Origin of the sequence: Comamonas trifloxystrobinivorans (genome assembly GCF_043359985.1) — a bacterium.
GTDB classification, from domain to species: Bacteria; Pseudomonadota; Gammaproteobacteria; order Burkholderiales; family Burkholderiaceae_C; genus Comamonas; species Comamonas trifloxystrobinivorans.
This window is the reverse complement of sequence record NZ_JBHZGV010000012.1, coordinates 162984-189607: the sequence shown is the minus strand read 5'-3', so window position 1 is coordinate 189607 and position 26624 is coordinate 162984. Positions and strand designations below refer to the sequence as shown.

Sequence of the window (26624 nt, the reverse complement as noted above, 5' to 3'; positions counted from 1 at the left end):
CTAGTCCTTTGGGCCAAAAGTTTGGTCGATGCGTTGCGCGAACGCTTGCGCACTATGGCGGTTTTCTATCAATGATCGTGCATTGATTCCTATGGCCTGAGAGGCATTCCAATTTTCATACAAATCAATGATCGCTTGTGTATAGGCTTGTATCAGTGCTGTATCATTTGCATGATTAGGAATCAAATAGCCTGTTTCACCATCAATCACCGCTTCAGAAATACCTCCGACATCGGGTGCAATTATCGGCAACCCTGCACTCATTGCTTCCAAAATGACATTGGGTAGACCATCATAAGCAGTGGTATAGATGAATGCATCGTAATTTACAGTATCAATTTCTGAGAAGCTATTAAAAATTCCTTGGTAGAAAAGGCCTGCTTCTGAGAAAGTTGTTTTTGAATAACCTTCTTCAAAACTGCCCCTGATATCTATCTGTAAATTTGGTATTTTTTCTCGAACATTTGAAATGATCAATGGTAACAATTCGGGGCGTTTTTCAGGAGCAATACGAGATGCCCATATTAATTTATAATGCGGGCTTTTGCACCTGTTTGCAACTGTGGGAAGGCTGCAGTACGTATAAATTGTTGAATATTTCTTTGCTTCGCTGGGAAATAAGTGGCTGTCTTTGAATACCATGTATTCGCAGTCACTAATGATCGTATCAATTTTATTTATATTATTTCGGAGAAAATTTATAGTCCATGGGCCTGTTATATTTTCTCCATGCCATGAATATCTTCCATTGCTGAAGCGGTAATAAATAATTTCCATGCTAGTGGAAAATGCAGTACCAAATCGATCCATCATGGTGTCTGCGAACTCACTGGCCTTCAGGTGCAGGCGGCTTTTTTTATCCGATAGCGCTAGTATTGCGCGAGTGGCCAGCATGCGCCGCTCTTCTTCATTGTGGTACGGAAAGGTACTGTACAAGTCAATAAAAACCGATCCTGGTGGTAGTTTAGATACCCATTGGTGTCGATCTGCACTTTGACCACTGATGACTAAGATGCGCTTTGCTAAGCCCTGCCTGCTTAACTGCTCAAGTATATGAAGAATATATTTTTCGGCACCACCTGGCTTCAGCCATGGTAGAAGAATGATGTCGGAAAAATAATCAAATCCAACCAAATCAAAAAATCGTTCCAGACTCATTCCCCAGTGCTGTTGGTTCCAGGGGATTGGGTTGTAACTATGCGCAGTTTCAATAAGGTTAGGCTGCACTTCCGGATCTAAATGGTTGGCGTCCAGGATATACTGAATTAGTGTTCGATCTTTAAAAATCTCTGCAGCAAAATTTATGGAGTGGAGTTCTTTTCTCTCTTTTAGAAATGTCTTCCAATCGCCTCTCGTTTGTTTGGCTTTTTTTAGGTTATTTCTTAAAGTCTGTGGTGAGAATAAGGGTGAATGAGGGATTATTTTCGCTGACTGTGCATTGGCTTGCTGCAGCAAACTGTTGCTGCGTTGTCTGTAGAAAATAATAGTGTCTTTTGCAATTTTGAAATTTACACCGGCAGCGATCAAACGGCAGTTGAAATCCCAGTCTTCATAAGCAAAACCCGTTGTGACTTTAAGATCTTTGTATGGATGGGCATCAAAGATGGATTTTTTTGCAAATATCCTTGATGCATAAGGGTGTTGATAAGCGAAATCGGCAGCAGTCAGCCAATTGCTATCAAAGTATCGAACAACGTGAAACTGATTGCCAAAGGCGATCAGGTACTCCAGAAAAATGGCGATAGATTCGTCGGCGTATTCTCTAGCAGTTTTGATCAGCGATGTGATTGAGTTGCTGGACACCAGGTCATCCGCATCAGATGTCCAGACATATTCACCTTGCGCGAGTGCAATCCCTGCGTTACGTGCAAGGCCAAGTGATCCCACATCTACTTGTGTCACTTGGATGTTTTCAAAGTTCTCGAAATTATTGGAGTTGAAAACTTCAATAGTAGGAGTGTCTGCTCGATCAAAAACTGCAACTAGTTCGACAGTGATGCCTTGTTTTCTCGCTTCATGTGCACAAGCCTCCAATGAATGCAACGTAGGCTGCAGATATAAAGCCTCTCTGTGCATGTTAAGGACAATGCTGACATCTATTTTTTTCATTGGCACTCCACCTTGAACGGCATTTGAAATTTGAACCACATGGGGTTGTCATTGTTCGTCAGCACATCGAATACCATTGCAAGCTCATCGGCGTATATGACGACGTTGTCACTTCGGTCCCATTTGCTGACCTTGTTAACACGCAACGCAACAGAGTAGGACTGCCCTCCTCTCAGCATCATGCTTGATTCAAAAGAAAAAGTCGGTTGCTGCCCGGCCGTAAAGTTCAGACTGTGGCGATGGGTATTGAAATAGCTCTCCCCAGTCAAGTCTTGTCCGAATTGGTCCTTTAATATAACCCCGACTGAAATATTTTCAATTGACTGGTGGATATCGATTTTAAATTCCAGTTTAAAGCGCTCCCCTTGCTGTAGAAACTCAACCTCTTCATCACTTGAATTTTTCAGTTTTTTAGTATGAAGAGAAAGAATTTTCCCGATATTTTGCTGTGGATCTGGGACGATGTGGTCTGCGGGTGCATTGCTATTGCTTTCTTGTAGCAATTCAGAAGTGCTTTCCTTTTCTATAGGTTGCTGAGAATGCGATGAATTGTCTGTGTTTTTGAGAGTGATGCGATTGTTTTCTATGAAGACATCATTCATATATGAGTTGGTGACATCAGTGACATTTCCCTGCATTTTTATAGTACCGCCTTCCAGCCAAATGGCCTCGTCGCACAAAGCACGGACGGCATCAATGGAGTGGCTGACAAATAAAACAGTGCATCCACTTTCCATGAGTTGGCGCATTCTGGCCATGCTTTTGTGTTGAAACCAGGCATCTCCTACACTCAATGCCTCATCGACTATGAGAATATCAGGCTCAACATTAACTGCGACTGAAAATGCCAAGCGTGTAAACATGCCACTGGAGTATGTTTTGACTGGCTGATTAACAAAGTCTCCAATGTCTGCAAAGTCCAATATCGATTGCAACTTGGCATCTACCTCAGTTCGGGTCAGTCCAAGGATTTGCCCATTGAGATATATATTTTCAATGCCAGTGAATTCTGGATTGAAGCCTGAACCGAGCTCTAATAGGGCTGCAATACGTCCATGAATGACCACATTCCCGTGCGTTGGTGTCAGGGTGCCGCAAATAATTTGAAGCAAAGTGGACTTGCCTGCACCATTTTTACCTAAAATACCATAGACCTTGCCTTTGGGGATGCTGATGTTTATATCTTTAAGAGCCCAAAATTCGCGGTGATAGGTTTTTCCGAATCTTTGGAAAAGCATCTGTAGAAGCCGCTGGTGAGGCTTCTCATAACTCAGATAGCATTTTCCCAGATTTTGAACTGAGATGGCGAGTTCACAGGACATCGGCAAAACCTTTTCTTGTTTTTTGGAACCAGATAAATCCCATCAGTGCCACAACGATTGAAATGCATGTCCACATGAGCCAATCTGCCCAGTTAATGCCTTTGTTCCAAAGCATGACATTGCGTGCTTCTTCGACAACGTAAGTCAAAGGACTGAAATACATGGCTTGTTGATACTTCTCGGGCAGGGAGGTAATCGGATAGAAGATCGGCGACAGAAACATCAAAACTGTTGTGGCGATGCCCATGAATTGGCCAACATCTCTCAAGTAAACCCCTAGGGATGAAAAAAACCAAGCGAGACCGAGCGTTAAAAACAGCAGCGGAATGATGACCAGTGGTAAATATAATATATTAGGGGAAGGCGCGCCAAAAAATATGAAATAAAATATCAGCCATACCAGCAAGCTAATCAGCATGTGGAAAAAAGCAGATCCCAAGGCAACTACAGGGAGGATATCCAGGGGGAAGATAACTTTTTTTACATAATTGGCATTGTTCAGGATGAGGCTGGGTGCTCTGTTTAATATTTCAGAGAAAAAATTAAAAATCAACAGTCCAGCAAAAAGTACAAGAGCAAATTCAGTATTTGAGCCGGTACCACCTTGCCAGCGAGACTTAAAGACAAAGCCGAACACAAAGGAATAAACGGCCAACATCAATAAAGGATTGAAGAATGACCACAGCAATCCCATGGCCGATCCCTTGTAGCGACCAATGATTTCACGTTTGACTAAATCAATAATAAGTCTTCTGTTTTTGTACAGGTTTTTTACTAAATGTAATGGGGACGTGGAAGGATTTGCGTGTGGGTTCACAGATACCCCTTAGGATTCATTTTTTGCCAATACCAATGGTCATTGCACATATCAGTGAGGTTGCGCTGGGCTGTCCAGTCTAATAACCGCTGCGCGAGCCTGGTTTCCGCATAACAGGATGCGACATCACCTTTGCGTCGTTCAGAAAGTTTGTAAGCAATTTTTTTTCCGCTTGCAGTTTCAAATGCTTTAATAACCTCGAGAACACTATATCCAATGCCGGTTCCAAGGTTGATTTCAACGCACTGTGGTTGCTTGAGATAGTTGAGAGCTTTCACGTGACCGATCGCCAAATCAGTCACGTGGATATAGTCCCGGACGCCGGTGCCATCAGGAGTGGGGTAATCGTTACCCCAAACATTTAAATACTCACGCTCGCCAACTGCAACCTGCGCGACAAAGGGCATCAAATTGTTGGGAATGCCTTGAGGGTCTTCGCCAATTAATCCACTCGCGTGTGCTCCAACCGGGTTGAAGTATCGCAAAATTGCTATTTTTGATGTCGGGCTAGATTGATAAAAGTCTCTTAATATGTCTTCAATAATCAGCTTGCTGCGGCCATAAGGGTTGGATGCGGATAATGGATGATTTTCAGTAAGGGGGAGGTATTTGGGCTCACCATAGACGGTGGCAGATGAACTAAATACCAAGGTGTCAACCTGGCATTTTTTCATGGCGATTAGCAAGCTGATCGTGCCATTGACGTTGTTGTCGTAATACTCCAAGGGGTTCTTGACAGATTCACCCACTGCTTTGAGGCCTGCAAAGTGAATAACGGCTTGACATTTATGGTTTCGCAATGCCGCTTCAACATCACTTTGATTGCGAATGTCCAAGTTGACTACAGGAATTTTTTTGTTGGTGATAATTTCAATTCGACGAGTTGCTTCGGTTTTGCTATTGCTGAAGTTGTCGGCAATAACAACATCATGCCCTGCCTGCAGTAGCTCAACACAGGTATGTGATCCGATATATCCGGCGCCACCAGTAACGAGTATTTTCATATGGAATTAATCTGCAAATAATTGCCTGTCTGACCTTTTTATGTGATGCAGCGAAGGCTGTAAAAGGTGATTATGTTTTTCTATTTGTTTGGAGTGGGGTGCGGCCATATTTGTCTTCCAGTCGCACAATGTCGTCTTCGCCTAGATAAAGGCCGGTTTGTACCTCAATGATCTCGAGCTGTGTATCGCCGGGATTTGCTAGCCGATGAATTTGGCCGATAGGAATGTAGGTCGATTCGTTTTCTTGAAGGCGAAAAACCCGCTCGCCACTCGTGACCTGTGCGGTTCCTTTGACGACCACCCAATGTTCGGCGCGGTGGTGATGCATTTGCAGGCTCAGTTGAGCGCCTGGGTTGACGACAATGCGTTTGACTTGAAAGCGGCTGCCGCTGTCGATACTGTCGTACCAGCCCCAAGGACGGTGTACTTTGCGATGAGCCGAAGCTATGCTGCGGCTTTGTGTCTTCAACTCGGCCACGATTCTTTTCACGTCCTGTGTGCGGCGTTTGTCCGCCACCAGCACTGCGTCGGCTGTTTCGACCACCACTACGTTATCCAGCCCGACTGCAGCAATCAGACGATTTTCTGAGAACAGCAAGCTGTCGCGGGTATCGATAGCCAGTGTTTCGCCATTGCTGGAATTACCTTGAGGGTCTCGGGGCAGTACATCCCATAGTGCGTCCCAGGCGCCGAGGTCGGACCAGCCGGCATCCAGCGGGACCACGCGCGCTGGTACGCCTAGCTCTGGGCGCACAGGCAATTTTTCCATTACGGCGTAGTCGATGGAGTCTGCCGGGCAGGCTGCAAACAATTCGGCGTTCGGGCGGGTGAAGTCCATGTCTTTACCGCTTTGGGCCATGGCTTGTTTGCAGACGTCAAGCATGGCGGGCTGCAGGGCGGCCATGGCCTTGAGCCACTGGTCGGCGCGCACCATGAACAGGCCACTGTTCCACAAGTACTGACCACTGCTGACATATTGCTCGGCAATCGCCAGCGACGGCTTTTCGGCAAAGCTGGCAATGCTGAAGGCGCCAGATGCTTCTTCCTGGCCCTTTTGTATGTAGCCATAGCCGGTTTCGGGTCGATTGGCGACGATGCCAAAGGTGACCATGGCGCCTTCATGCGCCAGGGTCCAGGCAGACTCCACTGCTTTGTGCAGTAGTGCGGGCCGTGTCATGACATGGTCAGCTGGCATGGCCAGCAGTACGGCATCTGGCTCCGCAGCCAATGCTGCCAATGTCAGTGCCGGGGCAGTATTGCGGCCTTCAGGCTCAAGCACCAGCTTCGCAGTGTTGATCCCGACTTCTTTTAATTGCTGAGCAGCCAGAAAGCGGTGTTCGGCATTGCATATCAGAATGAAATCGGTGCGCTCGATGGTGGGATTGAGCCCGTCAAGACGCTTGACCGTGCTTTGCAGCATGGACATGCCACTGCCGTCAAGACTGAGAAATTGTTTTGGGTAGTGTTCGCGTGACAACGGCCACAGACGGGTTCCACTGCCACCGCACAGGATGACGGGTGTCAGCTTTGGCATAAGCGTATTGATGGTCTGAGGGGTGATGTAGTCAGAGATTGTCATTGTCAGCTTGCTGCCTCTTGATGTTCAGCAGCGCCAAACTCTGGTTCAGACGACGCACTTGTCGTTCAATCCGAGTGTTGACCATGTCTGCGTGCAATGCTTTGACAAACAGTACGCCAACTGCACAGACCAATAACAGGGTGGGTGAGTAGCGAATGCCGAGCTGATCTGCAACGCCATCCAGTAAGCGAGGCCAAATACCCAGCAATACGGCGAGTACGGCCAGCACGAACCAGAACAGGCCCAAGCGCAGGTACAGCCGATCTCCGCGGATGAGGAACAGAATAACCGCGGCAAAGAGCACGCCCAGTGCAGCGGTAGTGATTTGAAAAGTTGCCATAGCAGTGTGCCGGCTGGCGTAGCGCAGCTAAGCCCGCTTACGGGGTGCCAAGGATGCTGCTATCCAGAGCCGGATTTGGGCGGTGCCGTCAATCCTTTATTTTTACCCGGAATAAAATTATTGGGTAAAGAAACCCCGAGATTCTACCGGGTGGGCTGGAGGAGGTGCAGGAGATATGTCTCGATGGCCTAACGATACATTGTGGTAACAATTGGTAGAAATCCTTCCGTTTACCTGAGCCGGCTCAAACCACCGCATAAAACCCCAGTGCCTCCCGCAGGCGGCAATCCGTGCCACACTCGCTGGCTATGTCTTCTTCCGAATGGGCTCGTAACGCTGTTTCCGCCTTTGATCGCATCGTCAATGCCGAGGGCGGGTTTCGTTCGCGCCCGGGGCAAAGGCTGATGGCCGAGCAGGTGGCGACAACTTTTGCGGTCGCGCAGCTGGGCAAGTTGGAAGAAGGCGAAGAGCCACAGCGCGCAATTGCGGTGATCCAAGCCGGCACGGGCGTGGGCAAGTCGCTCGCTTATGCGGTGCCGGCCATTGCGATGGCGTTGGAGCGCGGCACGCGGGTGCTGATTTCCACGGCCACGGTGGCGCTGCAAGAGCAATTGGTGAACAAGGATTTGCCGGCGCTGGCGCAGCAGATGGACCAGCCTTTCAAATATGCACTGGCCAAAGGGCGCGGGCGCTATGTTTGCAAGCTCAAGCTGGAAAGGCTGGCAGGCGCAGCGCAGGGCGAAGCGGGTGCAGACACCGAGGCGATCGACGACGATTTCTTCCCCGAAGAAGCGGCCCAGGCGCGCAGCGCCCAGCGCAGCCCGCAAGAGAATGCGGCGCGCTTGCAGTTCTACACCAGCATGGCCGATGCGCTGGCCACGCGGCGCTGGGATGGCGACCGCGACATGCTCGATACGCCGCCTGAGCCCGAAGTCTGGAGCCCCGTCGCTGCCGAAGGCAGCTCTTGCACCGGCAAACACTGCCCGTTGTTTGGCAGTTGCACTTATTACGAGCGGCGCAAAGAGCTGGTGCAGGCCCAGGTGCTGGTGGCCAACCACGATTTATTGCTCTCGTCGCTGGGCGCGCGCCTGTTGCCTGAGCTGGACAACTGCTTGCTGATTCTCGATGAGGCGCACCATTTGCCTGGCACGGCGCTTGACCAGTTCGCTTGCGAGATGAACCTGAGCCAGCTCACCTGGATCGACAAGCTCGCCAGCCGCGCGCAGCGCGTGGGCGCCTTGGTCGAGGTGTCCGAAATTGCCGATATTCCGCGCCACTCGTCCCAATTGCGCCAGCATTTGCAAGACATTGCGCGTCTGATCATGGACGAGTATGGCGAAGGCATGCGCCAGCAGCTGCAGTCGGGCAGCCGCGGCCCGGCGCGGGTACGCTTGCCGCGCGGCGAGCTGCCGCCTGCGCTGATCGAGCCTTTGTCGCAGGCGGCGCACCATGCCAGCGGTTTTCTCGATGTGTTGCAGGCCATCTCCAAAGCCTTGCGGGCCCAGATGCGCGAGCAGCCGGAAGAGGCCAAGCGCCTGTCCACTTTGTACGCGCAAGTCGGCACTTTGGCGCCGCGCCTGGAAGCCGTGCACAACACCACGCAGCTGTTGCTGCAAGAAGTGCCTGCAGGCGCCGTGCCTGCGGCCAAGTGGTTCACGCTCGATGTGGTGGGCGAGTTCGTCGCCATCAAGTTCTACGCCAGCCCGGTGATGCCCGGTTCCACCCTGCGCCACCATTTGTGGAACCAGGTGCGCGGCGCAGTGCTGACCTCGGCCACGCTCACCAGCGGCGGCCAGTTTGACTATTTTTTGCGCGAAGCCGGCTTGAACAACGATGCGGCGGTAACCTCGCTCGAAGTGGCCAGCCCTTTCAACTATGCCGAGCAAGGCAGCCTGGTAGTGACAGAAACCCAGGCCGATCCGCGCACGCCGCAGCTCTTTGCCAGCGAGATGGTGGATGCGCTGTTGGAGGATCTGGCCCAGGTGCAATCGGGCGGGCTGGTGCTTTTTACCTCGCGCGAGCAAATGCGTCTGGCTGTGGATGCTTTGCCAACCGCCATGCGCCAGCACGTGTTGGTGCAAAACACTTTGCCACGAGGCCAGCTTTTGCAGCAGCACCGCGAGCGGGTTGCTGCGGGCATGCCGTCCATCATCTTCGGCATGCAAAGCTTTGGCGAAGGCCTGGATTTACCAGGCGCGCTGTGTGAATCGCTGTTCATCACCAAGCTGCCGTTTGCGCCGCCTGACGACCCGGTCGACGAAGCCCGCGCCGAGTGGCTGAAGAACTCGGGCCGCGATCCGTTCAGCGAAATCGTGGTGCCTGCCACCGCCATTCGCTTGGCGCAATGGGTAGGGCGTGCCATCCGCACCGAGGCCGACCAAGCCCATGTCTATTGCTACGACAAGCGCCTGGTGCGCACCGGCTACGGTCAACGCCTGTTGGCCAGTTTGCCGCCGTTCAGCTTGCACAAGCGCATGGCGAATGCTGGCTAGCGTTCAGCGTAAGAGCAAAAACCGATACAACAAAGCCTGCAGCGACACCGCGCTGCAGGCTTTGTTTTTTCGAGAGCCGGGGCGGGCTGCTTAGCGCGCCTTGCGTTGCAAACCGAAAGCGCTCAGCAGCACTGCCAAGGCAGACAGCAACAGCATCCAGCTGCTGTTGGCGGGCACAGGTGTGGCACCAGGTGCGGGTGGCACAACAGTGGGAGCAGCGTCCACCTTCACCGTCACTTGGGCCTGAGCGCAGACCGTGGCGTCGGCCTTGGCGCAGATTTGGTAGCGGATGCTGTAGTCGCCTGCGGGCGTGCCTGCGGGCACGGTCACTTGGCCAGTTGTCACGTCCAGCGTGGGCACGGCAGCGCCCGGTGTGCTTGGCGTGGCGCCGGTCACTACGCTCAACGTAACATCACCCAAAGAGGCGGGCTTGTCATCCAGCTTGTCGTTGTCCAGCACCGAAGGCGTGGTTTGGCTGCTGCCGGTGGTGACGGTAAAAGTGCCATCGTTGTCGGCACTGATGCTCGGTGGCACGGGCGTAGGCGTTGGTTCTGGTGTGGGTTCAGGATCGGGCACCGGGGTGGGCGTTGGCTCGGGTTCCGGCACAGGCTCAGGCTCTGGCTCAGGCGTGGGCTCGACGGCCGGGTCTTGCACTTTCAGGCTGACGGTCGCGTCATCGCAGGTTGCTGGCTCGGTGGCGGGCACGGCGCACAGCAGGTAGCTGATCTTGTAGTCGCCAGCAGGCGTGCCGGGTTGTACGGTGATGCTGCCGTCGGTGTTGATGCTGAAGCCGCCGCTGGCCGGCGTGGGCACGCTCACCGGTGTCAGGCTGGCATTGGGGTTTTTGCCTTCCAGCACCACGGGCGCGCCGTCCACGTTGTCGTTGCTGACAATGCTTGTGGTCTTGCCGCCTGTGGTTGATGTGACGGGCGTGTTGCTGTAGTCGTCATCATCCGCGGTGATCGTGATGCTGGGCACCGGCGTTGGATCGGGCTCTGGTTCAGGCGTTGGGTCCGGTTTTTCTTCGGGCGCGGGGTCGGGCGTGGGGTCGGGTTCTGGAACAGGATCGGGGTCATGCACGGCTGCGGGCTCGTCCACCACGATGGTGGCCACTGCTTCTTTGCAGGTGGCGAAGGGCGTGGTTGCGGGCAAGCTGCACAGCTCGTAGCGGTATTCGTAGATGCCGGGCGTGGTGCTGGGGGCCACGGTCACCGAGCCGTCTGCATTCATCACGATGGAGCCGCTGGCCGGCGTCTTGTTCAGCGCCAAGGCGGTCAGTGTGGCATTGCTGCCGATGACGGCTTTTTGGCCATTGCTGTCGTCGTTGTCCACCACGCTGCCTTGGCTGCCGCCTTCGGCGCCAAAGCGGTAGCTGTCGTTGTTGGGGCTGATGGTGACGGCCGGTTCAGGCGAGCAATCCACCGCATCACCGGCGCTGGCGATTTTTTCCAGCTTCACATCGTCCACATACACATCGTTGCCGCTGTCGGCCTGGCTCAGGTTGCGCAGCGATACGCTGTAGTTGCCGTCGCTGCCGCAGTTGGCGGGCACGGTAAAGCTCCAGCTGCTCACTTCCCATTTTGTGGAGCGCGCATATTTGCTGATCGGGTCGCTGTGGCCGAGCACCGTGCCTTGGCTGGTTTCCTGTGCCTCAAAGCGTACGCTGACCGTGGGGTTGGTCACGTAAAAGGCAGCGCTCAGGCGGTAGCTGGCGCCTGCGTCCAGTTGTACTGGGCGGCGGTAGAACTCGTTTTTCACGCGGCCGGCGTTCAGTGCCATGACGGCGCCGTGGCTGCCGGGTGTGGCGCCCGCGTCAGTGCCGGAGTAGTCGCCGATGGCCAGGTTTTTGAACATGTACCAGCCTTGTTTGGCATCGGGCGCTCCGTCGACAAAGTGGGCCGGGTTGGCCACGGCGTAGTAGCCGTTGTCGATGTTGCGGGCGTTGCGCCAGTCTTTGTTGCTCTCGGGCGTGGCGACATCACCAAACAGGTAGAACTTGTTGCCGTGGCTGAAGTTGGCGCCGCTGTCGGCCATGTCGCTGGCCGGCACGTAGACCTGGGGCACGTAGGGCGAGCTGACGCGGCTTATGCTGTCGCCAAAGCTGTCGACAAACACGGTTTGCGCGCTGACGCCAGCGCTCACACTCAATATAGACGTCAGGGCGCTGAGGCCCAGCAGGGAATGGCGTAAAGGGTTTTTCATCACAATCGTGCTTGCGCCCGGCTGGGCCGGACGGGTGGAACACGCCGCAGAACAGGGCTGCGGCCGGACAAGCGGCGATGTGGCGGGAGACGGTTGTTATGGCAGCTGCCAGTGCAGAACTGGCAGCCGTTGTCGCTGTTTATGGGCCCGGGGGAGCTTCGCACCGCTGAGAGAGCGGTCGAAGAAAAGCATCACCTTGCTTGTATCTATTGGTAATTATGGTTGCGTAGATGACTTTACGTGCGCGAGCGCTCACCATGTCCAAGGTGTAACAAGGGTCAGAGAATGCCTATCGCCGATGGTGATGACATTTGTTTGCGGGCACGAAAAAAGGCCGTGTCCTTGGTGAACACGGCCTGGGGTATGAATAGTTTTCAGCAATCAAAGCAGAAAGGCGGCGGCAGGGGTTCCCAGTGCGCAAGCACTGTGTTACCGCCTCAGGTTTTGCGCACCAGCTTGCCTTCCATTTTGGGTGCGACCAGCGGCGGGAGAGGCGACGCCACGGGGTTGCCAAAGCCTTCGCCGCGATTCCAGTTGTCCAGAAAGCCTTCGATCTCTTCCTGGCTCTGGCCGACAAAGTTCCACCAGATCAGCACACCGCCTTCGTAGGGCTCGCCGCCCAGCAGAATAAAGCGAGAGTTGGGGCCGCACTGCACCTCGACCGAGTTGCCGCCATCGGGCAGGTAGATCAAATCGTTGGCGGGCGCGGGTTGGCCGTTCACTTGCAGGTCGCCGTAGAGGCACAGCACGCCGTATTCAAAATCGGGGCGCAGCGCCAATGTGGCCTTGGTGGGCTGGGCGTTTTCCATGTCCACGGCCAGGAGCGGGCTGTGCACTTCGGTGGGCGCCGTGTGGCCTTGCCATTCGCCGGTCAGCACGGTCATTTGCAGGCCCTGCTGTGTCAGCTTGGGCAGCACCGGGTAGTGCTGAAAGCGCGGCGGCATGAAGCGCTGCTCTTTGGGCAGTGCAATCCACAGTTGCACGGCGTGGAAATCGGGCTTGCCCAGGCTTTCTTCCGAGTGGGCGATGCCTTTGCCCGCCGTCATCAGGTTGACCTGGCCGGGGCGGATCGGTTGTTCGCTGCCCAGGCTGTCGCGGTGCAGCACCTCGCCTTCGATCATCCAGGTGAAGGTTTGCAGGCAGGTGTGCGGGTGCGGGCCCACTTGCATGCCCGGGCCTTCGTCAAAGTGCGAGGGGCCGGCGTGGTCCAGAAAGCACCAGGCGCCCACCATGCGCTTGCCGCGGTTGGGCAGGGCGCGGAGCACGGGTACGCCGCCCACGTCGGTGACGCGGGCTGGGAAACGCTGCAATTCGGTGGCATCGGCCATGGAAAATCTCTCCTGAGGTGGGCGCCCGGCAGGCCGGGCACGGGGATCAACGGGCGGGAATGAGCAGGCCGCGCTGCACGGCCGGGCGCTGCAGCCAGTGGCTGAGCACGCGGCTGACTTCGGGGTACTGGCCCCAGCCCACCAGCTCTTCGGCGTTGTAGCGCACGATCATGTTGCGGATCCAGGGGAAGATGGCCATGTCGGCAATCGTGTACTCGTCGCCCACCATCCACTGTTTGCCGGCCAGGTGCTTGTCGAGCACGCCGAGCAGGCGCTTGGATTCGTTCACGTAGCGCATCAGCGGGCGCTTGTCCTCGAAGTCCTTGCCGCCGTATATGTTGAAGAAGCCGACCTGGCCGAACATCGGGCCGATGCCGCCCATCTGGAACATCAGCCACTGCAAAGTGTCGTAGCGCAGCATGGGGTCGAGCGGCAGGAACTGGCCGGTCTTTTCAGCCAGATAGACCATGATCGCGCCCGATTCGAACAGCGCGATCGGCTGGCCGCCAGGGCCATTGGGGTCGATGATGGCCGGGATCTTGTTGTTGGGGAAGGTGCCGACAAACTCCGGGCTCATCTGGTCGCTGCTCTCAAAGCTGACCTGGTGCACCTCGTAGGGCATGCCCAGCTCTTCCAGCAGGATCGATACCTTCACGCCATTAGGCGTGGCCAGCGAATACAGTTGCAGCAGATCGGGCCGGGTGGCAGGCCATTTGCGGGTGATGCTGAAGTTGGCAAGGGTGCTCATGCAGTCTCTCCAAAAGGGCGTTGTTGCGCTAATGGGCAGAGCATAAAGCAGAACGCGTTACGAGCCTGTCTTCGGCTTTTCTTCAAAATCGATGCGCAGCCCGTCCTTGGTGACGGTGAAGGTGGCGGGCAGACGGTCGGCCTTGTCGAGCTTGGCCAGGTCTTCGTCACGCAGCGTGTGGATGACGACGTCATTCATCGCCTGCTCGGCAGCTCGCGGGGCGTAGGCTTGCAGCATCTCACTCATGCCGTCGGGCAGGCCGGTCATCATGAGCGAATTCACGTGCACCTGGGTGGCGCGCAAGCTGTGGTCCTTGGGCTCGTAGCGCAGTGCAAAATCCAGGTCCATCGCGCCGTCAAAGCTGTGGCGCAGCACCTTGCCGCTCAGCTGCGCGGTCATGGTGGCGTTGATGCGGTTGGCCTCGGGCTTGAGCTGCAGCGTCGGCGCGTATACCTCCAGGCTCAGCAGGCCGAGCAGTGGGTATTGGCGCGGAAAGGACTTGGCCACCATGGTTTGCAGCTCGGCTTGCGTCAGGGTGTAGCTGCGCGGGGCGAGCAGTGAGCAGCCTGCCAGCCAGGTGGCAGCGCACAAAGTGGAGCAAAGAAGAAGGCGTCGGCGCATGGTGGTGCGATTTTATGTCGGGGCAAGTGCTGGGCACGCGGCAAGCAGGGTCTGCCGCGGCTCAAGCAGCGGGACGGATTCCCAGGCTGCGGGAGCGCATTGTTGCGCAGCTGGCATAACATTGTTCGGCTTATGCACTAAAGCCCGGTGCTGGCGCGCGAGGGGCTTGTTTTCATGGGGTAAATGCCCAGTCTCGGCCATGCTGCAGCGCGGGATCGGCGTCATTTTCATGTAAGAATGTGCCTGCTTTTTCAGCAGTTGGAGGAAGCGGGCGCTTGCGTACCGACCTCCGGCTGTTTTGGCTGTGAAACCGGTGCCAGTCAGAGCGCCGCTTCGGGCCGCAAGATCCAAAGGACAGACAATGAACTTCCCCCTGAGCAAGCGGGCGCTCGCCCTGCTGGGCGCAACGCTGATCGGCGCTGCGCACGCACAAACCCTCACCATCGGCCTGGCTTCCGAGCCTACCGCTGCCGATCCGCACTACCACAAGATGACGACGAACGATTCGTTCTCGGCCCATGTCTATGACTCGCTGGTCGGCCGCACCGCCAGCATGGAGCTGACGCCATCGCTCGCCACCTCGTGGAAGAACCTGGACGACCTGACCTGGGAGTTCAAGCTGCGCAAGGACGTGAAGTTCTCCAACGGCGCGCCCTTTACCGCGCAAGACGTGCTGTTCACCATCTGCCGCACGCTCAACAACGAGACCAACGTGTCGCAGTCGTACATGGACACGACCAAGCTCATCACCGACGTGCAAACGCCCGATGACTACACCGTGGTCATCAAGACCGGCGAGCCCGTGCCGCTGATCCCGGCCGAGTTTGCGCGCAGCCTGCCCATCATCTCGAGCAGCATCATCCAGAACGCCAAGCTGCATTTCGCGCCCAAGGAAGGCTGCGGCTACAAGGGCGCCTGGCCCACGGTGGCTGATTTCAACAGCGGCAAGATGGCTATCGGCACCGGCCCGTTCAAGCTCAAGTCCTATGTCAAGGGCACGGGCATCACGCTCGAGCGCAACGACGCTTATTGGGGCCCCAAGGCCCACTGGCAAACCGTCAAGATGGTGGCCGTGCCCAACGCCGGCCCGCGCCTGACCGGCCTGATGTCGGGCGATTACGACCTGATCGAAAACCCCGCTGCACGCGATCTGGCACGCATCAAGGAAGACAAGAAGCTGGCTTTTGTGGCCACGCCTTCCACGCGCCTGGTGTTCTTCCAGCCTGATATCGGCCGCGACAAATCGCCTTTCGTTACCGCCCCTGATGGCAAGAACCCGCTGCAAGATCTGCGCGTGCGCCAGGCCATCAACATGGCCATCGACCGCAAGGCCATCGTGCAGCGCCTGATGGACGGTATGGCCACGCCCGCCAACCAGTACATGCCCGACGGCATGTTCGGCGGCCTGGCCAAGGTGCCCGAGATCAAGTTCGACCCTGAGGCCGCCAAGAAGCTGCTGGCCGACGCCGGCTACCCCAACGGCTTTGAGCTGACGCTGTCGTCCACCAACGACCGCTACATGAACGATGCCGCCATTGCCCAGGCAGTGGCGCAGTACCTCACGCGCATCGGCATCAAGACCAAGGTCGACGCGATGACCGCCTCGATCTACTTCCCCAAGCGTGCCAAGCGCGAGTTCAGCTTTGCCATGGGCGGCTGGCCGTCGGAAAACGGCGAAGCCTCGGGCCTGTTCCAGCTGTGGGTGGCCTCGACCGATTCGCCCAAGGGCCTGGGCACCAGCAACTACGGCGGCTTCAGCAATGCCGAGTTCGACAAGGTCTACATCCCCGCCGCCAAGACGGTGGACGCCGCCAAGCGCAAGCCGATGCTGGAGCAATCGACCAAGATCGCTCTGGACAACGTACCGCTGATTCCGCTGCACTTTGAGAGCAGCATCTGGGCCTTCAAAAAGGGCCTGAGCTACGAAGGCCGCCGCGACCAGTACACGCTGGCCACCTCGGTCAAACCGGCCAAGTAAGCGCCACCAGCCGCGCCGAGGCAAACACCATGGCGCTGACGGCCCGCATGCGCCCAAGGGTGGGAATGCGGGCCTTGTGATTTTCTATTGCAGCGGCCCGGGCTTGCCTGGGCGCTGCCCACGAAGGACGCAACGTGATCGTCTATATCCTGCGCCGCATGGTGCAAAGTTTTCTGGTGCTGCTGGCGGTGTCGCTGGTGGTGTTCATGGCAGTCTATGCCGTGGGCGACCCCATCGAGCTGCTGGTGAGCGCCGAGGCCAGCGATGCCGATCGCCAGGCCATGATTCAGCGCCTGGGCCTGGATCTGCCCGTGTGGGCGCAGTACTGGAGCTTTCTGGTGCGTGCTTTCCAGGGCGATCTGGGCACCTCGTTCGTGCATGGCATCCCGGCCATCGAGCTGATCGTGCAGCGCTTCCCGGCCACGTTCGAGCTGGTGCTGGTGGCCATTGGCATGACCTGCCTGATCGGCATTCCCCTCGGCCTGATTGCCGGCCTGTACAACGACAAGCCGCTGGGCCGCAGTTTGATGGGCGGCTCGGTGCTCGGCTTCTCGCTGCCCAATTTCTGGCAGGGCATGATGCTGATTTTGATGTTCGCCGTCTGGCTGCGCTGGCTGCCCGCTTCGGGCCGGGGCGACACGGTCGATGTCTTTGGCGTGCCTTTCTCGCTGTTCACCGCAGATGGCTGGCGTCACCTGATGCTGCCGGCCATCAACCTGGCCTTGGCCAATATTGCGCTGGTGCTGCGCTTGACGGCTACCGGCGTCATGGAAGCCAAAACGCAGGAATACGTCAAGTTCGCCCGCGCCAAAGGCATCAGCGAGCGCCGCATTCTCACGCGCCACATTCTGAGCAACATCCTGATCCCGGTGGTCACGGTCATCGGCATGGAATTCGGCCACCTGCTGGCGTATTCCACCATCACCGAAACCGTGTTTGCCTGGCCCGGCATGGGCAAGTTGCTGATCGACAGCATCTACAAGCTCGACCGCCCGGTCATCGTGGCCTACGTGATGCTGGTGACTTTTATCTTTGTGATGATCAATCTGGTGGTGGACTTGCTCTACGCCGTGCTTGATCCCCGCGTACAGCTGCAGGAGGCGCAATGATGCAGCCGGAAAAAACGCCCATGACCATCGACAGCAGCCCGCGCGCGCAGCCTTTGCAAGACACGCCGCAGCGCCGCGCCATTCTGAAAAAACTGCGCAGCAAACCGTCCGTCAAAGGCGCGGTGATTGCGCTCATCGTATTGCTGGCGGTGGTGCTGCTGGCGCCGTTTTTGTCGCCGCAAAACCCCTATGACCTGGGCGCGCTCGACCTGATGGACGGGCGCTTGCCACCAGCCTCCAAAGCCGCCTCGGGCATGACCTACTGGCTGGGCACCGACGACCAGGGCCGCGACATGCTCTCGGCCATCTTGCACGGCCTGCGCATCAGCCTGATGGTGGGCCTGAGCGCGGTGGCGCTGGCTACCATCATCGGCAGCCTGGTCGGCTTGGTGGCCGCCTACATGGGCGGCTGGGTGGACACGGTGCTGATGCGCATTGTCGACTTCATCCTCGGCTTTCCCACCATTCTGGTGGCGCTGGTGCTGCTGGCCATCATGGGCCGCGGTGTGGACAAAGTGGTGATCGCCATCGTGCTGGTGCAGTGGGCGCATTACGCGCGCATCATGCGCGGCCGGGCGCTGCAAGAGCGCAAAAAGGAATACATCGAAGCGGCCAAGAACCTGGGCTTTCCGGCCTGGCGCATCATGACGCGCCACCTGCTGCCCAACTGCATGGGCCCGGTGATGGTGTTCGCCACCATCCAGATCGCCAACGCCATCGTGCTGGAGGCGACGCTGTCCTTCCTGGGCGTGGGCGTGCCGATCACCGAGCCCTCGCTGGGCCTGCTGATCGCCAATGGTTTTCAGTACCTGATGTCGGGCGACTACTGGATCAGCATGTTCCCCGGCCTCGCCTTGCTGGCCTTGATTTTGTCGATCAACCTGATCGGCGACCGTCTGCGTGAAGCCCTGGACCCGAGGAAGTAATGACTACCCCTTTGCTTGAAGTACACAACCTGCAAACGGTGTTCCACACCGAAGAGGGCGCATGGCCGGCGGTCAGCGACATCCATATCAGCCTGCAACCGGGCGAGATTCTGGGCCTGGTGGGCGAATCGGGCTCGGGCAAATCGGTCACCGGTTTCTCCATCTTCGGCATGATCGACGCGCCCGGCGAAGTCACGCAAGGCCAGGTGCTGTTCAAGGGCCAGGACTTGCGCGCTCTGCCGCCCGAGGCCATGCGCAAGCTGCGCGGCGACCGCATCGCGATGATCTTCCAAGACCCGCTGATGACGCTCAACCCGGTGCTGCGCATCGAAGAGCAGATGCTCGAAGCCATCAACGCGCACCAGAAAATGCCCAAGGCCGACGCGATCAAGCGCTGTGTCGAGGCGCTGGCCATGGTGGGCATTCCGGCGCCGGAAAAGCGCTTGCGCAGCTACCCGCACGAGTTCTCGGGCGGCATGCGCCAGCGCGTGGCGATTGCGATTGCCATGCTGAACAAGCCGGACCTGATCATTTGCGACGAGCCCACCACGGCGCTCGACGTCACGATCCAGGGCCAGATCCTCTACCGCATGCAGCAAATCTGCCAGGAGCAAGGCACGGCGCTCATCTGGATCACGCACGATCTGGGCGTGATCGCCGAGCTGGCCGATCGCGTGGCCGTCATGTATGCCGGCCGCATTGTCGAGACCGGCACCGTGGCCAAGGTGCTGGATGCGCCGCGCCACCCCTACACGCAAGGCTTGCTCAACTCGCTGCCCGCGCAGGCCACGCCGGGCGCGCGCCTGGCGCAAATCAATGGCATGGCGCCCAGCCTCTCGGGCCGCGTGCCGGGCTGCGCGTTTGCACCGCGCTGCACACGCGCCACGCCACAGTGCGTGGCCGAGCAGCCGCCTGTTACCACCATTCCGGGCCGCGAGTTCCGCTGCTTTGATCCTTTGGAAGCGCCTGCCGCATGAGCACCAATACCCCTCCCGTGATCGAGTTGCGCAATGTGCACAAGCGCTTTGTCAGCACGCCCGATCTGCTGCAGAAAATTGTCGGCGCGGTGGCGCGCCAACCGGCGCAAACCCGCACCGTGCACGCCGTCAACGGCGTCAACTTGCAAATCGCCAAAGGCGAAGTACTGGGCCTGGTGGGCGAATCGGGCTGCGGCAAATCCACCTTGGGCCGCGTCGTCGCCGGCCTGCACCCTGCTACCGAAGGCGAGCTGCTCTACCAGGGGCGCGACGTTAAAACCCTGGGCGGCAAGGACCACCTGGCCTACACGCTGGGCGTGCAAATGGTGTTCCAGGATCCGCAGGCATCGCTGAACCCGCGCCAGAAATTGCAGCAGATTCTGGGCGAGGCATTGCAGGTGCACCGGCTGGCGCCAGCGGGCGAAATCCCGGCTCGCGTGGATGCCGCCTTGGCCGAAGTGGGCCTGGCCACCGAATACCGCAGCCGCTTCCCGCACCAGATATCGGGCGGCCAGCGCCAGCGCATCGGCATTGCCCGCGCGCTGATGGTGACGCCGGATTTTCTGGTCTGCGACGAACCGGTGGCGGCACTCGACGTGTCCATCCAGGCGCAGGTGATCAACCTGTTCATGGATCTGCGTGCACAGCGTGGGCTGACGTACATGTTCATCAGCCACGATCTGGGCGTGGTGCGCCACATCTCGGACCGCGTGGCCATCATGTACCTGGGCAAGATTGTCGAGATGGCGCCTACGGCTGAAATTTTTGGCAATGCACAGCACCCTTACACCCAGGCCTTGCTGGCCGAGGTGCCCGATGTGGCGCGGCGCAAGCGGGTGTTCGTGCCCATCAAGGGCGAGATCCCGTCGCCGCTGAACCCGCCCTCGGGTTGCACTTTCCACCCGCGTTGCCCGCACGCCATGGAGCGTTGCAAGCAAGAAGTGCCGCAGCTGCGTGAGATTGCGCCCGGCCACGTTAGCGCCTGCCATTTGCAAGACCCGGTTTGAGAAGCATCCATGGAAATGACTCTGCAAAATTTCAGCCAACAGCAAGGCCGCTTTGCATTGGATTGGCAGGCGGGCAATGGCTCGCTCTACCTGCCCATCACGCTGCATTGCTATCGCCCGCAAGGCGTAGCGGCCGATGCGCCCGTCGTTCTGGTGCAGCATGGCGTGCTGCGCAATGGCGACGATTACCGCGATTTCTGGATACCCGCTGCAGACCGTTATGGCCTGCAGATCATTGCGCCCACTTTCGGCAACGAGCATTGGCCGGGTGTGGAAAGCTATAACAACGGCAGTGTCTGGACTGAAGATGGTGATTTGCGCGACAGCGCTTACTGGTCGTACCAGGCCGTCAAAACCCTGGCGCAGCGGTTGCGCGAGCTGGGCGTTGTGCGCAGCCAGCCTTTGTACCTGTTCGGCCATTCAGCGGGCGGCCAGTTTGTGCACCGCTTTGTCAGCACCTTGGGTGCGCAAGGTTTTGCCGGCGTCGTGGCGGGCAACCCGGGCTGGTACACCTTGCCCGATGCGACCCTGAGCTTTCCCGAAGGCTTGGCCAATATCGGCTTGCCAGCCGATGCACTGGCACGCTTGCTGGCCACGCCGCTCATCATTCTGGCGGGCGACCAGGACACTGATACCAGTGATCCCAATTTGCCGGCCGAGCCCGCCGCCCTGCGCCAAGGCCCGCACCGCTTTGCGCGTGCGCACCACTACTTTGAAGCCGGCCAAAAAGCTGCAGCGCAACTGGGCGTGCCGCTGGCCTGGCAATTGCACGATGTGGCCGGCATTGGTCACGACGGCGAAGCCATGAGCCATGTTTGCGCGCACTGGTGGTTTGAAGGGCGCATGCCCGACGCTGCCTGGCTGGCGCAATGGGCTGGGCGTACTACAGCCTGATCAGATCAAGTCAAAACAGAAAAGACCAAGGAAACAAGACTATGCAAACCACCACCCAACAACTGGTCGATGGCATCTCGGATTGGATGCGTTGCGAATCGCCGTCGAGCGACCCGGCCGCGCTGGAGCGCATGGTCGAGATGATGCGCGCCCAGGCTGCTGCCGCTGGCCTGCGCGCCACCGTGAGCGCAACGCGGGCCGAAGGCAAACACGGCGCTGGCCCGGCTTTGCCGCTGCTGCACATCACCAATCGCGCCGAAGGCGATACGCGCCCAGGCCTGTTGATTCTGGGCCACTCGGACACGGTGCACCCGATCGGCATGCTGGCCGACAACCCGATCCGCATTGAAGGCGACCGCTTGTATGGCCCCGGTGGCTATGACATGAAGGCTGGCATCTACCTGGCGCTGACGGCGCTCAGCGCGGCGGCCAAGCCGGGCAGCACGCCGCTGCCGGTGGATCTGCTGATCGTGCCGGATGAGGAAACCGGCAGCCACGCATCGCGCAAACACATCGAGGCCTTTGCCAGCAACGCCAAGTACTGCCTGGTGGCCGAGCCCGCCCGCGCCAACGGTGGCCGCTGCGTGACTGCACGCAAGGGCACGGGCATGCTGCGCCTGGGCGTCAAAGGCCTGGCATCGCACGCTGGCGTGGCGCACGAGAAAGGCCGCAGCGCGATCCGCGAAATGGCCCACCAGATTCTGGCGCTGGAAGCCATGACCGATTACCAGCGCGGCGTGACCGTGAGCGTAGGCAAGATCGAAGGCGGCACCGCCACCAACACCGTGCCCGCTTTCTGCAAATGCGTGGTGGATTTTCGCCTGCCCGATCTGGCCGCCGCTGACGAGCTGGTCGGCAAGATGCGCGCACTGCGCCCGGTGGGCGAAGGCGTGTCGCTGGACATTGATGTGGAAGTGAACCGCCCGCCCATGGTCAAAGACGCCAAGGCCGAGGCCTTGCTGGCCCGCGTGCAGCAATCGGCCAAAGAGGCCGGCTTTGCCCTGGAAGAAGCCCCGCCCACCGGCGGCGGCAGCGACGCCAACTTCACCTCCGCCATGGGCGTGCCATCGCTCGATGGTTTGGGCGCCGATGGCGATGGCGCTCACACCGTGACCGAATACATCTTGGTTTCTACTTTGGAGATGCGGGCTCGCTTTTGGCTCCACCTCTTGACGCATCTCGACTGAGATGCTGCATCGGTAATGCCGAACCACGGGTTAAGACATCACCTGCTTACGCATCTCGATTGAGATGCGACATAGGTCGTAAGGCATCACCTGCTTATGTATTTCGACAGCGATAAACCCTGAACTGAGCAGATGTGAAAGGGCGCAATTCTCGCGGGCTGTTGGCTGTTCCCCCACCCCTTCAGCCAGCGCCTGCGATCGGAGTAAACGCCGGCGGTTTGGCTGCCGCAGGACAGCCAAACTTCGTGCTCTAACTTGCGGTGGCTGTTTGAGCGAAGACCCTTGGGTCGCAGCGAGTTCCACCGCACGCCGTCGTTTGCTTCGAGCGCAGGTTGCCGCGAAAGATTCGCTACGCGAAGCTTTCGGGGACGCTGGATGTAGGGCACGTTTTTTCCCCTCGCTTTTTGTCGTGTAACAAAAAGGGAGGTCGCCTGCCGGGGCGAGACCCGGCCAGCTGCGGCATGCAAAAAACCAGCAACGCCAGTTAGAAAAACAGCCTATCCAATCTGTGCAAAGCGCAGACTTTACCGCTGCGGACGAGTACTTTAAGCACTCAGCGCCGTATCGAGATCGTCACGGCGCCCAGAGCCGTTATTGCAAACTATCCGCATAACGCTCCGCGTTGCGCTCGCCCCCCAGCGTAATCCAGGTCAGCAGCACGCCGCACAACGCCCCAGTGGCCATGCCCACCACCATGGGCAGCGGCTTGCCGGTGGAGAACAGACCAACGATTTGCATTGCTATCGCGCCACTCAGCATTTGCAAGGTGCCGAGCAGGGCTGAGGCGGTGCCGGCTATCTCGCCGTGCTCTTCGAGTGCGAGCACCGAGGTGGTCGGGATCACCAGGCCCATCAAGGCGCTGGCGATGAAGTACAGGCCGATCAGCACCAGCAACTGGTCGCCGCCCAGCAGGTAATAGGCCAGCATGCAAAGCATCACCACGCCGCTGGCGCTGGCGGCCACCTTGACCAGCGGCACCAGGCCAAAGCGCTTGCCCAGCGGGCCGGTGAACTGGGCGGCGCCGATAAACGCAATCGCGTTCAAGGCAAACGCCAGACTGTATTGCGTGGTGCTCAGACCGTAGTGGTTGATCAGCACGAACGGCGAGCCGGCCAGGTAAACAAAAAAGCCAGCCATGGCGCAGCCGCCGATGAACACCAGGCCCAGGTAATGCCAGTCGCGCAGCAAAAAGACGTAGGCCTTGAGGGCGGTGCCCAGGCTGCTGTCGCTGCGGGCGGCGGCATCGCGCGTTTCGGGCATGCCGCGCAGCATGGCGGCCAGGCCGATGATGGCCGCCACGGCCACCACCCAAAACACCAGGCGCCAGCCGCCCACGGCAATCACCGCGCTGCCTGCCAGCGGCGCCAGGATGGGCGATACGCTGAACACCAGCATCAGCAGCGACATGAAGCGTGCGGCCTGGTGGCCGGTGTGCATGTCGCGCACCACGGCGCGGGGAATCGCCATGCCGGCTGCCGCGCCCATGCCTTGCACAAAGCGCAGTACCACCAGGGTGTGGATGTCTTGCGCCAGTGCGCAGCCCACGCTGGCCAGCACAAAAATGCCCAGGCCCAGATAGAGCGGCTTTTTGCGCCCCCACATGTCGGCCAGGGTGCCAAACAGTGGCTGGCCTACGCCGAGTGCCAGAAAAAAGGCGGTGAGGCTGGCCTGTACCGCGCCCACCGGTGCGTTCAGGCTGGCGCCGATCTGTGGCAGTGCGGGCAGATACATGTCGATGGCAAACGGCCCGACGGCCGAGAGCAGGCCCAGGATGAGGACCAGACGCAGCGAGATTTCGGAGCGGGAAGCAGCAGAAGTGTCAGACATAGGGGCGCGATTGTCGCCGATACGCGCAAAACGCGTATGACGGCAGGCCGCGCCGCTGGGGCTCAGGCTGGGGCCAGACTGGCCAAATGCTTTTGCGCGTAGCTCTCGTACCAGGCGAGGCAGGCCGGGTTGGCCATGGTCTCGGGGTTCAGCACTTTGCGGGCGGGCTGGCCGAGCAGCAGTTTTTTGATCGGCAGCTCCAGTTTTTTGCCGGTGAGCGTGCGCGGTATGGCTTCCACCTGCTCGATGGTGTCGGGCACAAAGCGCGGTGAGAGCGCGGTGCGGATGGCCTGGTTGATTTTGCTTTGCAGCGCTGCGTCCAGCGTCAAACCTTCGCGCAGCACCAGGAACAGCGGCATATAGCTGTCTTTGCCGAGGTATTCGAGATCGACCACCATCGAATCCTGCACCTCGGGCAGCGCCTCGATGGCGTTGTAGATTTCGCTGGTGCCCATGCGCAGGCCTTGGCGGTTGATGGTGGCGTCGCTGCGGCCGTAGATGATGCAGCTGCCGTCGCTGTTGATCTGTATCCAGTCGCCGTGGCGCCAGATGCCGGGCCAGTGGTCGAAATAGCTGTCGAGATAGCGCTGTTTGCCCGGGTCGTTCCAGAAGTACAGCGGCATGGAGGGGATGGGTTTGATGCAGACCAGCTCGCCCACTTCGTCGCGCACCGGCTGGCCTTGCTCGTTCCAGGCTTCCACGGCATTGCCCAGCCAGCGGCACTGCATCAGGCCTGGCACTTGCGGCAGCTCGCGGTTGGCGCCGATGAAGGCGCCGCAAAAGTCGGTACCGCCCGAGACATTGCACCAGAACACTTCGCCCGCGCCCAGCGCCGCCAGTTGCGCGCTGCCCCAGCGTTGCACCTCGGGGGCCAGCGGCGAGCCGGTGCTGCCCAAGGTGCGCACTTGTTGCAAGCCGGGGATGGCTGTCAGATCGAGCCCGGCTTTCATGCAGTTGTTGTAGTAGGCCGCGCCGGCGCCAAAAATGGTGACGCCGTGCTTGGCGGCAAAGCGCCAGAGCACGCCCCAGTCGGGCTGGCTGCTGCTGCCGGCGGGGTGGCCGTCGAAAATGCTGATGGTGGTGCCCATCAGCAGGCCGCAGGCCTGCAGGTTCCACATCACCCAGCCGGTAGAGCTGTACCAGAGAAAGCGCTCGTTGCGGTTGGTGGCGCTGTAGCTGGCGCCCAGGTCGTTTTGCAGGCCGGCCACATGCATGGCAAGCAAGATGCCGCCGGTGCCGTGCACGATGGGCTTGGGCAGGCCGGTGGTGCCGCTGGAGTAGACGATCCAGATTGGGTGGTCGAAAGGCAGCCATTCGGGCTCGAACGCAGCCACGGCCTGCGCATCTTGCTGGGTGGCCCACTGCCAGTCGTGCCAATCGTGGCTGTCGGGCACGGGCTCAGCCGCGTAAGGGCTGCGTACCACCAGGCGGTGTTGCACGGTGGGCAGCGCATCGAGCAGCGACTGCACGACTTCGCTGCGGTCGAGCGGCTTGCCGCCGTAGAAGACGCCATCTACCGCGATCAGCACCTTGGGCTCGATTTGCTTGAAGCGGTCTACCACGGCAGCCACGCCCATGTCGGGCGCACACACGCTCCATACGGCGCCAATGCTGGTGCAGGCGAGCATGGCGACGATGGTTTCCGGAATATTGGGCAGGTAGGCGGCCACGCGGTCACCGCGTTCGATGCCTAATTGACGCAGCGCAATAGCCACCGAGGCCACCTGGCGCTGCAGCTCGGCCCAGCCCATGCTCTGGGCCTCGCCGCGTTCGTTGTCGCTGATGATGGCCGGCTGACCCGCTTGCTCGGCCGCCTGCACATGGCGCAACAGCTGGCGCGCCAGGCTCACCTGCGCGCCACGGAACCAGCGGGCGTTGGGCATGGGCTCGTCGCTCAGCACCTGGGTGATGGGCGTGGGCGATTGCAGCTGGTAGTAATCCCAGATGCTGCGCCAGAAATCGGCCAGCTGCTCGACCGACCAGGCATGCAGGGCTTCGTAATCGGCAAAACGCAAGCCGTGTTGTTGGGCCAGCCAGTCTTGGTAGTGGCGGATTTGGGGAATCGGGGAGAGGGCGCTCGCAGTCATACGCTTCAAAAATAATGCTGGCGCCCAGCGTACGCAATGGTGCGGTGGCTGGCATGGGGGAAAGCACGCA

At 58.7% G+C, this 26624-nt stretch carries 20 protein-coding genes; 8 read left to right on the top strand and 12 right to left on the bottom strand.

What is annotated here, in order from left to right; all coding sequences use genetic code 11:
- From ACFIQF_RS16320 to ACFIQF_RS16295, 6 genes are all read right to left on the bottom strand, one after another.
- Window positions 1–2109, bottom strand: a complete 2109-nt coding sequence (locus ACFIQF_RS16320) for a glycosyltransferase (RefSeq protein WP_393944470.1) — start codon at window positions 2107–2109, stop codon at window positions 1–3.
- Window positions 2106–3431: an ABC transporter ATP-binding protein gene (locus ACFIQF_RS16315; protein ID WP_393944468.1), complete on the bottom strand. Its 1326-nt coding sequence runs from the start codon at window positions 3429–3431 to the stop codon at window positions 2106–2108. The genes ACFIQF_RS16320 and ACFIQF_RS16315 overlap by 4 nt, the downstream gene beginning before the upstream one ends.
- Complete coding sequence (locus tag ACFIQF_RS16310) at window positions 3421–4248, bottom strand: ABC transporter permease (protein WP_393944466.1); 828 nt, start codon at window positions 4246–4248, stop codon at window positions 3421–3423. The genes ACFIQF_RS16315 and ACFIQF_RS16310 overlap by 11 nt, the downstream gene beginning before the upstream one ends.
- Window positions 4245–5252, bottom strand: coding sequence for a UDP-glucose 4-epimerase GalE (gene galE, locus ACFIQF_RS16305; protein WP_393944465.1), 1008 nt, complete (start codon window positions 5250–5252; stop codon window positions 4245–4247). The genes ACFIQF_RS16310 and galE overlap by 4 nt, the downstream gene beginning before the upstream one ends.
- A 70-nt stretch (window positions 5253–5322) precedes the next feature.
- Complete coding sequence (locus ACFIQF_RS16300) at window positions 5323–6831, bottom strand: mannose-1-phosphate guanylyltransferase/mannose-6-phosphate isomerase (protein WP_393944463.1); 1509 nt, start codon at window positions 6829–6831, stop codon at window positions 5323–5325.
- Complete coding sequence (locus ACFIQF_RS16295; protein WP_393944461.1) at window positions 6818–7171, bottom strand: DUF2304 domain-containing protein; 354 nt, start codon at window positions 7169–7171, stop codon at window positions 6818–6820. Before ACFIQF_RS16295 ends, ACFIQF_RS16300 begins: the two co-directional genes overlap by 14 nt.
- Window positions 7172–7479: 308 nt before the next feature.
- On the opposite strand from ACFIQF_RS16295, the gene dinG reads away from it, so the two are divergent.
- Window positions 7480–9663 carry an ATP-dependent DNA helicase DinG gene (gene dinG, locus ACFIQF_RS16290; protein WP_393944459.1) on the top strand — a complete coding sequence of 728 codons (2184 nt, stop codon included), beginning with the start codon at window positions 7480–7482 and terminating at the stop codon, window positions 9661–9663.
- 90 nt (window positions 9664–9753) lie between these two features.
- Here dinG and ACFIQF_RS16285 read toward each other — a convergent pair whose 3' ends face one another.
- The 4 genes from ACFIQF_RS16285 to ACFIQF_RS16270 form a co-directional block, all read right to left on the bottom strand.
- Complete coding sequence (locus ACFIQF_RS16285) at window positions 9754–11865, bottom strand: hypothetical protein (protein ID WP_393944458.1); 2112 nt, start codon at window positions 11863–11865, stop codon at window positions 9754–9756.
- Between the two features lie 437 nt (window positions 11866–12302).
- Window positions 12303–13193 (bottom strand): pirin family protein, encoded by an 891-nt coding sequence (locus ACFIQF_RS16280; RefSeq protein ID WP_393944456.1) that lies wholly within the window; start codon window positions 13191–13193, stop codon window positions 12303–12305.
- Window positions 13194–13239: 46 nt separating this feature from the next.
- Window positions 13240–13941 (bottom strand): glutathione binding-like protein, encoded by a 702-nt coding sequence (locus ACFIQF_RS16275; RefSeq protein ID WP_393944455.1) that lies wholly within the window; start codon window positions 13939–13941, stop codon window positions 13240–13242.
- 57 nt (window positions 13942–13998) lie between these two features.
- Window positions 13999–14562, bottom strand: coding sequence for a YceB family lipoprotein (locus ACFIQF_RS16270; RefSeq protein ID WP_393944453.1), 564 nt, complete (start codon window positions 14560–14562; stop codon window positions 13999–14001).
- Window positions 14563–14923: 361 nt separating this feature from the next.
- Between ACFIQF_RS16270 and ACFIQF_RS16265 the strand changes: the two genes are divergently transcribed.
- The 7 genes from ACFIQF_RS16265 to ACFIQF_RS16235 all read left to right on the top strand — a co-directional run bounded on the left by ACFIQF_RS16265 (window position 14924) and on the right by ACFIQF_RS16235 (window position 22640).
- Window positions 14924–16540 carry an ABC transporter substrate-binding protein gene (locus ACFIQF_RS16265; RefSeq protein ID WP_393944451.1) on the top strand — a complete coding sequence of 539 codons (1617 nt, stop codon included), beginning with the start codon at window positions 14924–14926 and terminating at the stop codon, window positions 16538–16540.
- 134 nt (window positions 16541–16674) lie between these two features.
- Window positions 16675–17649, top strand: a complete 975-nt coding sequence (locus ACFIQF_RS16260) for an ABC transporter permease (protein ID WP_393944450.1) — start codon at window positions 16675–16677, stop codon at window positions 17647–17649.
- Window positions 17649–18575 carry an ABC transporter permease gene (locus tag ACFIQF_RS16255; protein WP_393944547.1) on the top strand — a complete coding sequence of 309 codons (927 nt, stop codon included), beginning with the start codon at window positions 17649–17651 and terminating at the stop codon, window positions 18573–18575. The genes ACFIQF_RS16260 and ACFIQF_RS16255 overlap by 1 nt, the downstream gene beginning before the upstream one ends.
- Window positions 18575–19552 carry an ABC transporter ATP-binding protein gene (locus tag ACFIQF_RS16250; RefSeq protein ID WP_393944448.1) on the top strand — a complete coding sequence of 326 codons (978 nt, stop codon included), beginning with the start codon at window positions 18575–18577 and terminating at the stop codon, window positions 19550–19552. The genes ACFIQF_RS16255 and ACFIQF_RS16250 overlap by 1 nt, the downstream gene beginning before the upstream one ends.
- On the top strand, window positions 19549–20559 hold the full coding sequence (locus ACFIQF_RS16245) for an ABC transporter ATP-binding protein (RefSeq protein ID WP_393944446.1): 1011 nt from the start codon (window positions 19549–19551) through the stop codon (window positions 20557–20559). Before ACFIQF_RS16250 ends, ACFIQF_RS16245 begins: the two co-directional genes overlap by 4 nt.
- Before the next feature lie 9 nt (window positions 20560–20568).
- Window positions 20569–21453, top strand: a complete 885-nt coding sequence (locus tag ACFIQF_RS16240) for an alpha/beta fold hydrolase (protein WP_393944445.1) — start codon at window positions 20569–20571, stop codon at window positions 21451–21453.
- Between the two features lie 41 nt (window positions 21454–21494).
- The gene (locus ACFIQF_RS16235) at window positions 21495–22640 is read left to right on the top strand and encodes a M20 family metallopeptidase (protein ID WP_393944443.1); all 1146 of its coding nucleotides are present in this window, start codon (window positions 21495–21497) and stop codon (window positions 22638–22640) included.
- A 591-nt stretch (window positions 22641–23231) separates the two neighbouring features.
- On the opposite strand, the gene ACFIQF_RS16230 is transcribed toward ACFIQF_RS16235, so the two are convergent.
- Both ACFIQF_RS16230 and ACFIQF_RS16225 read right to left on the bottom strand, forming a co-directional pair.
- A complete protein-coding gene (locus ACFIQF_RS16230; protein WP_393944442.1) occupies window positions 23232–24467 on the bottom strand; it encodes a multidrug effflux MFS transporter in 1236 nt (411 codons plus the stop codon).
- 62 nt (window positions 24468–24529) lie between these two features.
- The gene (locus tag ACFIQF_RS16225) at window positions 24530–26554 is read right to left on the bottom strand and encodes an acetoacetate--CoA ligase (protein WP_393944440.1); all 2025 of its coding nucleotides are present in this window, start codon (window positions 26552–26554) and stop codon (window positions 24530–24532) included.
- Window positions 26555–26624 lie beyond the last annotated feature (70 nt).

Coding starts and splice junctions, on each gene's coding strand:
- ACFIQF_RS16320 (WP_393944470.1), bottom strand. CDS start 2,109: ATGAAAAAAATAGATGTCAGCATTGTCCTTAACATGCACAGAGAGGCT.
- ACFIQF_RS16315 (WP_393944468.1), bottom strand. CDS start 3,431: ATGTCCTGTGAACTCGCCATCTCAGTTCAAAATCTGGGAAAATGCTAT.
- galE (WP_393944465.1), bottom strand. CDS start 5,252: ATGAAAATACTCGTTACTGGTGGCGCCGGATATATCGGATCACATACC.
- ACFIQF_RS16300 (WP_393944463.1), bottom strand. CDS start 6,831: ATGACAATCTCTGACTACATCACCCCTCAGACCATCAATACGCTTATG.
- ACFIQF_RS16295 (WP_393944461.1), bottom strand. CDS start 7,171: ATGGCAACTTTTCAAATCACTACCGCTGCACTGGGCGTGCTCTTTGCC.
- dinG (WP_393944459.1), top strand. CDS start 7,480: ATGTCTTCTTCCGAATGGGCTCGTAACGCTGTTTCCGCCTTTGATCGC.
- ACFIQF_RS16285 (WP_393944458.1), bottom strand. CDS start 11,865: ATGAAAAACCCTTTACGCCATTCCCTGCTGGGCCTCAGCGCCCTGACG.
- ACFIQF_RS16280 (WP_393944456.1), bottom strand. CDS start 13,193: ATGGCCGATGCCACCGAATTGCAGCGTTTCCCAGCCCGCGTCACCGAC.
- ACFIQF_RS16275 (WP_393944455.1), bottom strand. CDS start 13,941: ATGAGCACCCTTGCCAACTTCAGCATCACCCGCAAATGGCCTGCCACC.
- ACFIQF_RS16270 (WP_393944453.1), bottom strand. CDS start 14,562: ATGCGCCGACGCCTTCTTCTTTGCTCCACTTTGTGCGCTGCCACCTGG.
- ACFIQF_RS16265 (WP_393944451.1), top strand. CDS start 14,924: ATGAACTTCCCCCTGAGCAAGCGGGCGCTCGCCCTGCTGGGCGCAACG.
- ACFIQF_RS16255 (WP_393944547.1), top strand. CDS start 17,649: ATGCAGCCGGAAAAAACGCCCATGACCATCGACAGCAGCCCGCGCGCG.
- ACFIQF_RS16250 (WP_393944448.1), top strand. CDS start 18,575: ATGACTACCCCTTTGCTTGAAGTACACAACCTGCAAACGGTGTTCCAC.
- ACFIQF_RS16245 (WP_393944446.1), top strand. CDS start 19,549: ATGAGCACCAATACCCCTCCCGTGATCGAGTTGCGCAATGTGCACAAG.
- ACFIQF_RS16240 (WP_393944445.1), top strand. CDS start 20,569: ATGGAAATGACTCTGCAAAATTTCAGCCAACAGCAAGGCCGCTTTGCA.
- ACFIQF_RS16235 (WP_393944443.1), top strand. CDS start 21,495: ATGCAAACCACCACCCAACAACTGGTCGATGGCATCTCGGATTGGATG.
- ACFIQF_RS16230 (WP_393944442.1), bottom strand. CDS start 24,467: ATGTCTGACACTTCTGCTGCTTCCCGCTCCGAAATCTCGCTGCGTCTG.
- ACFIQF_RS16225 (WP_393944440.1), bottom strand. CDS start 26,554: ATGACTGCGAGCGCCCTCTCCCCGATTCCCCAAATCCGCCACTACCAA.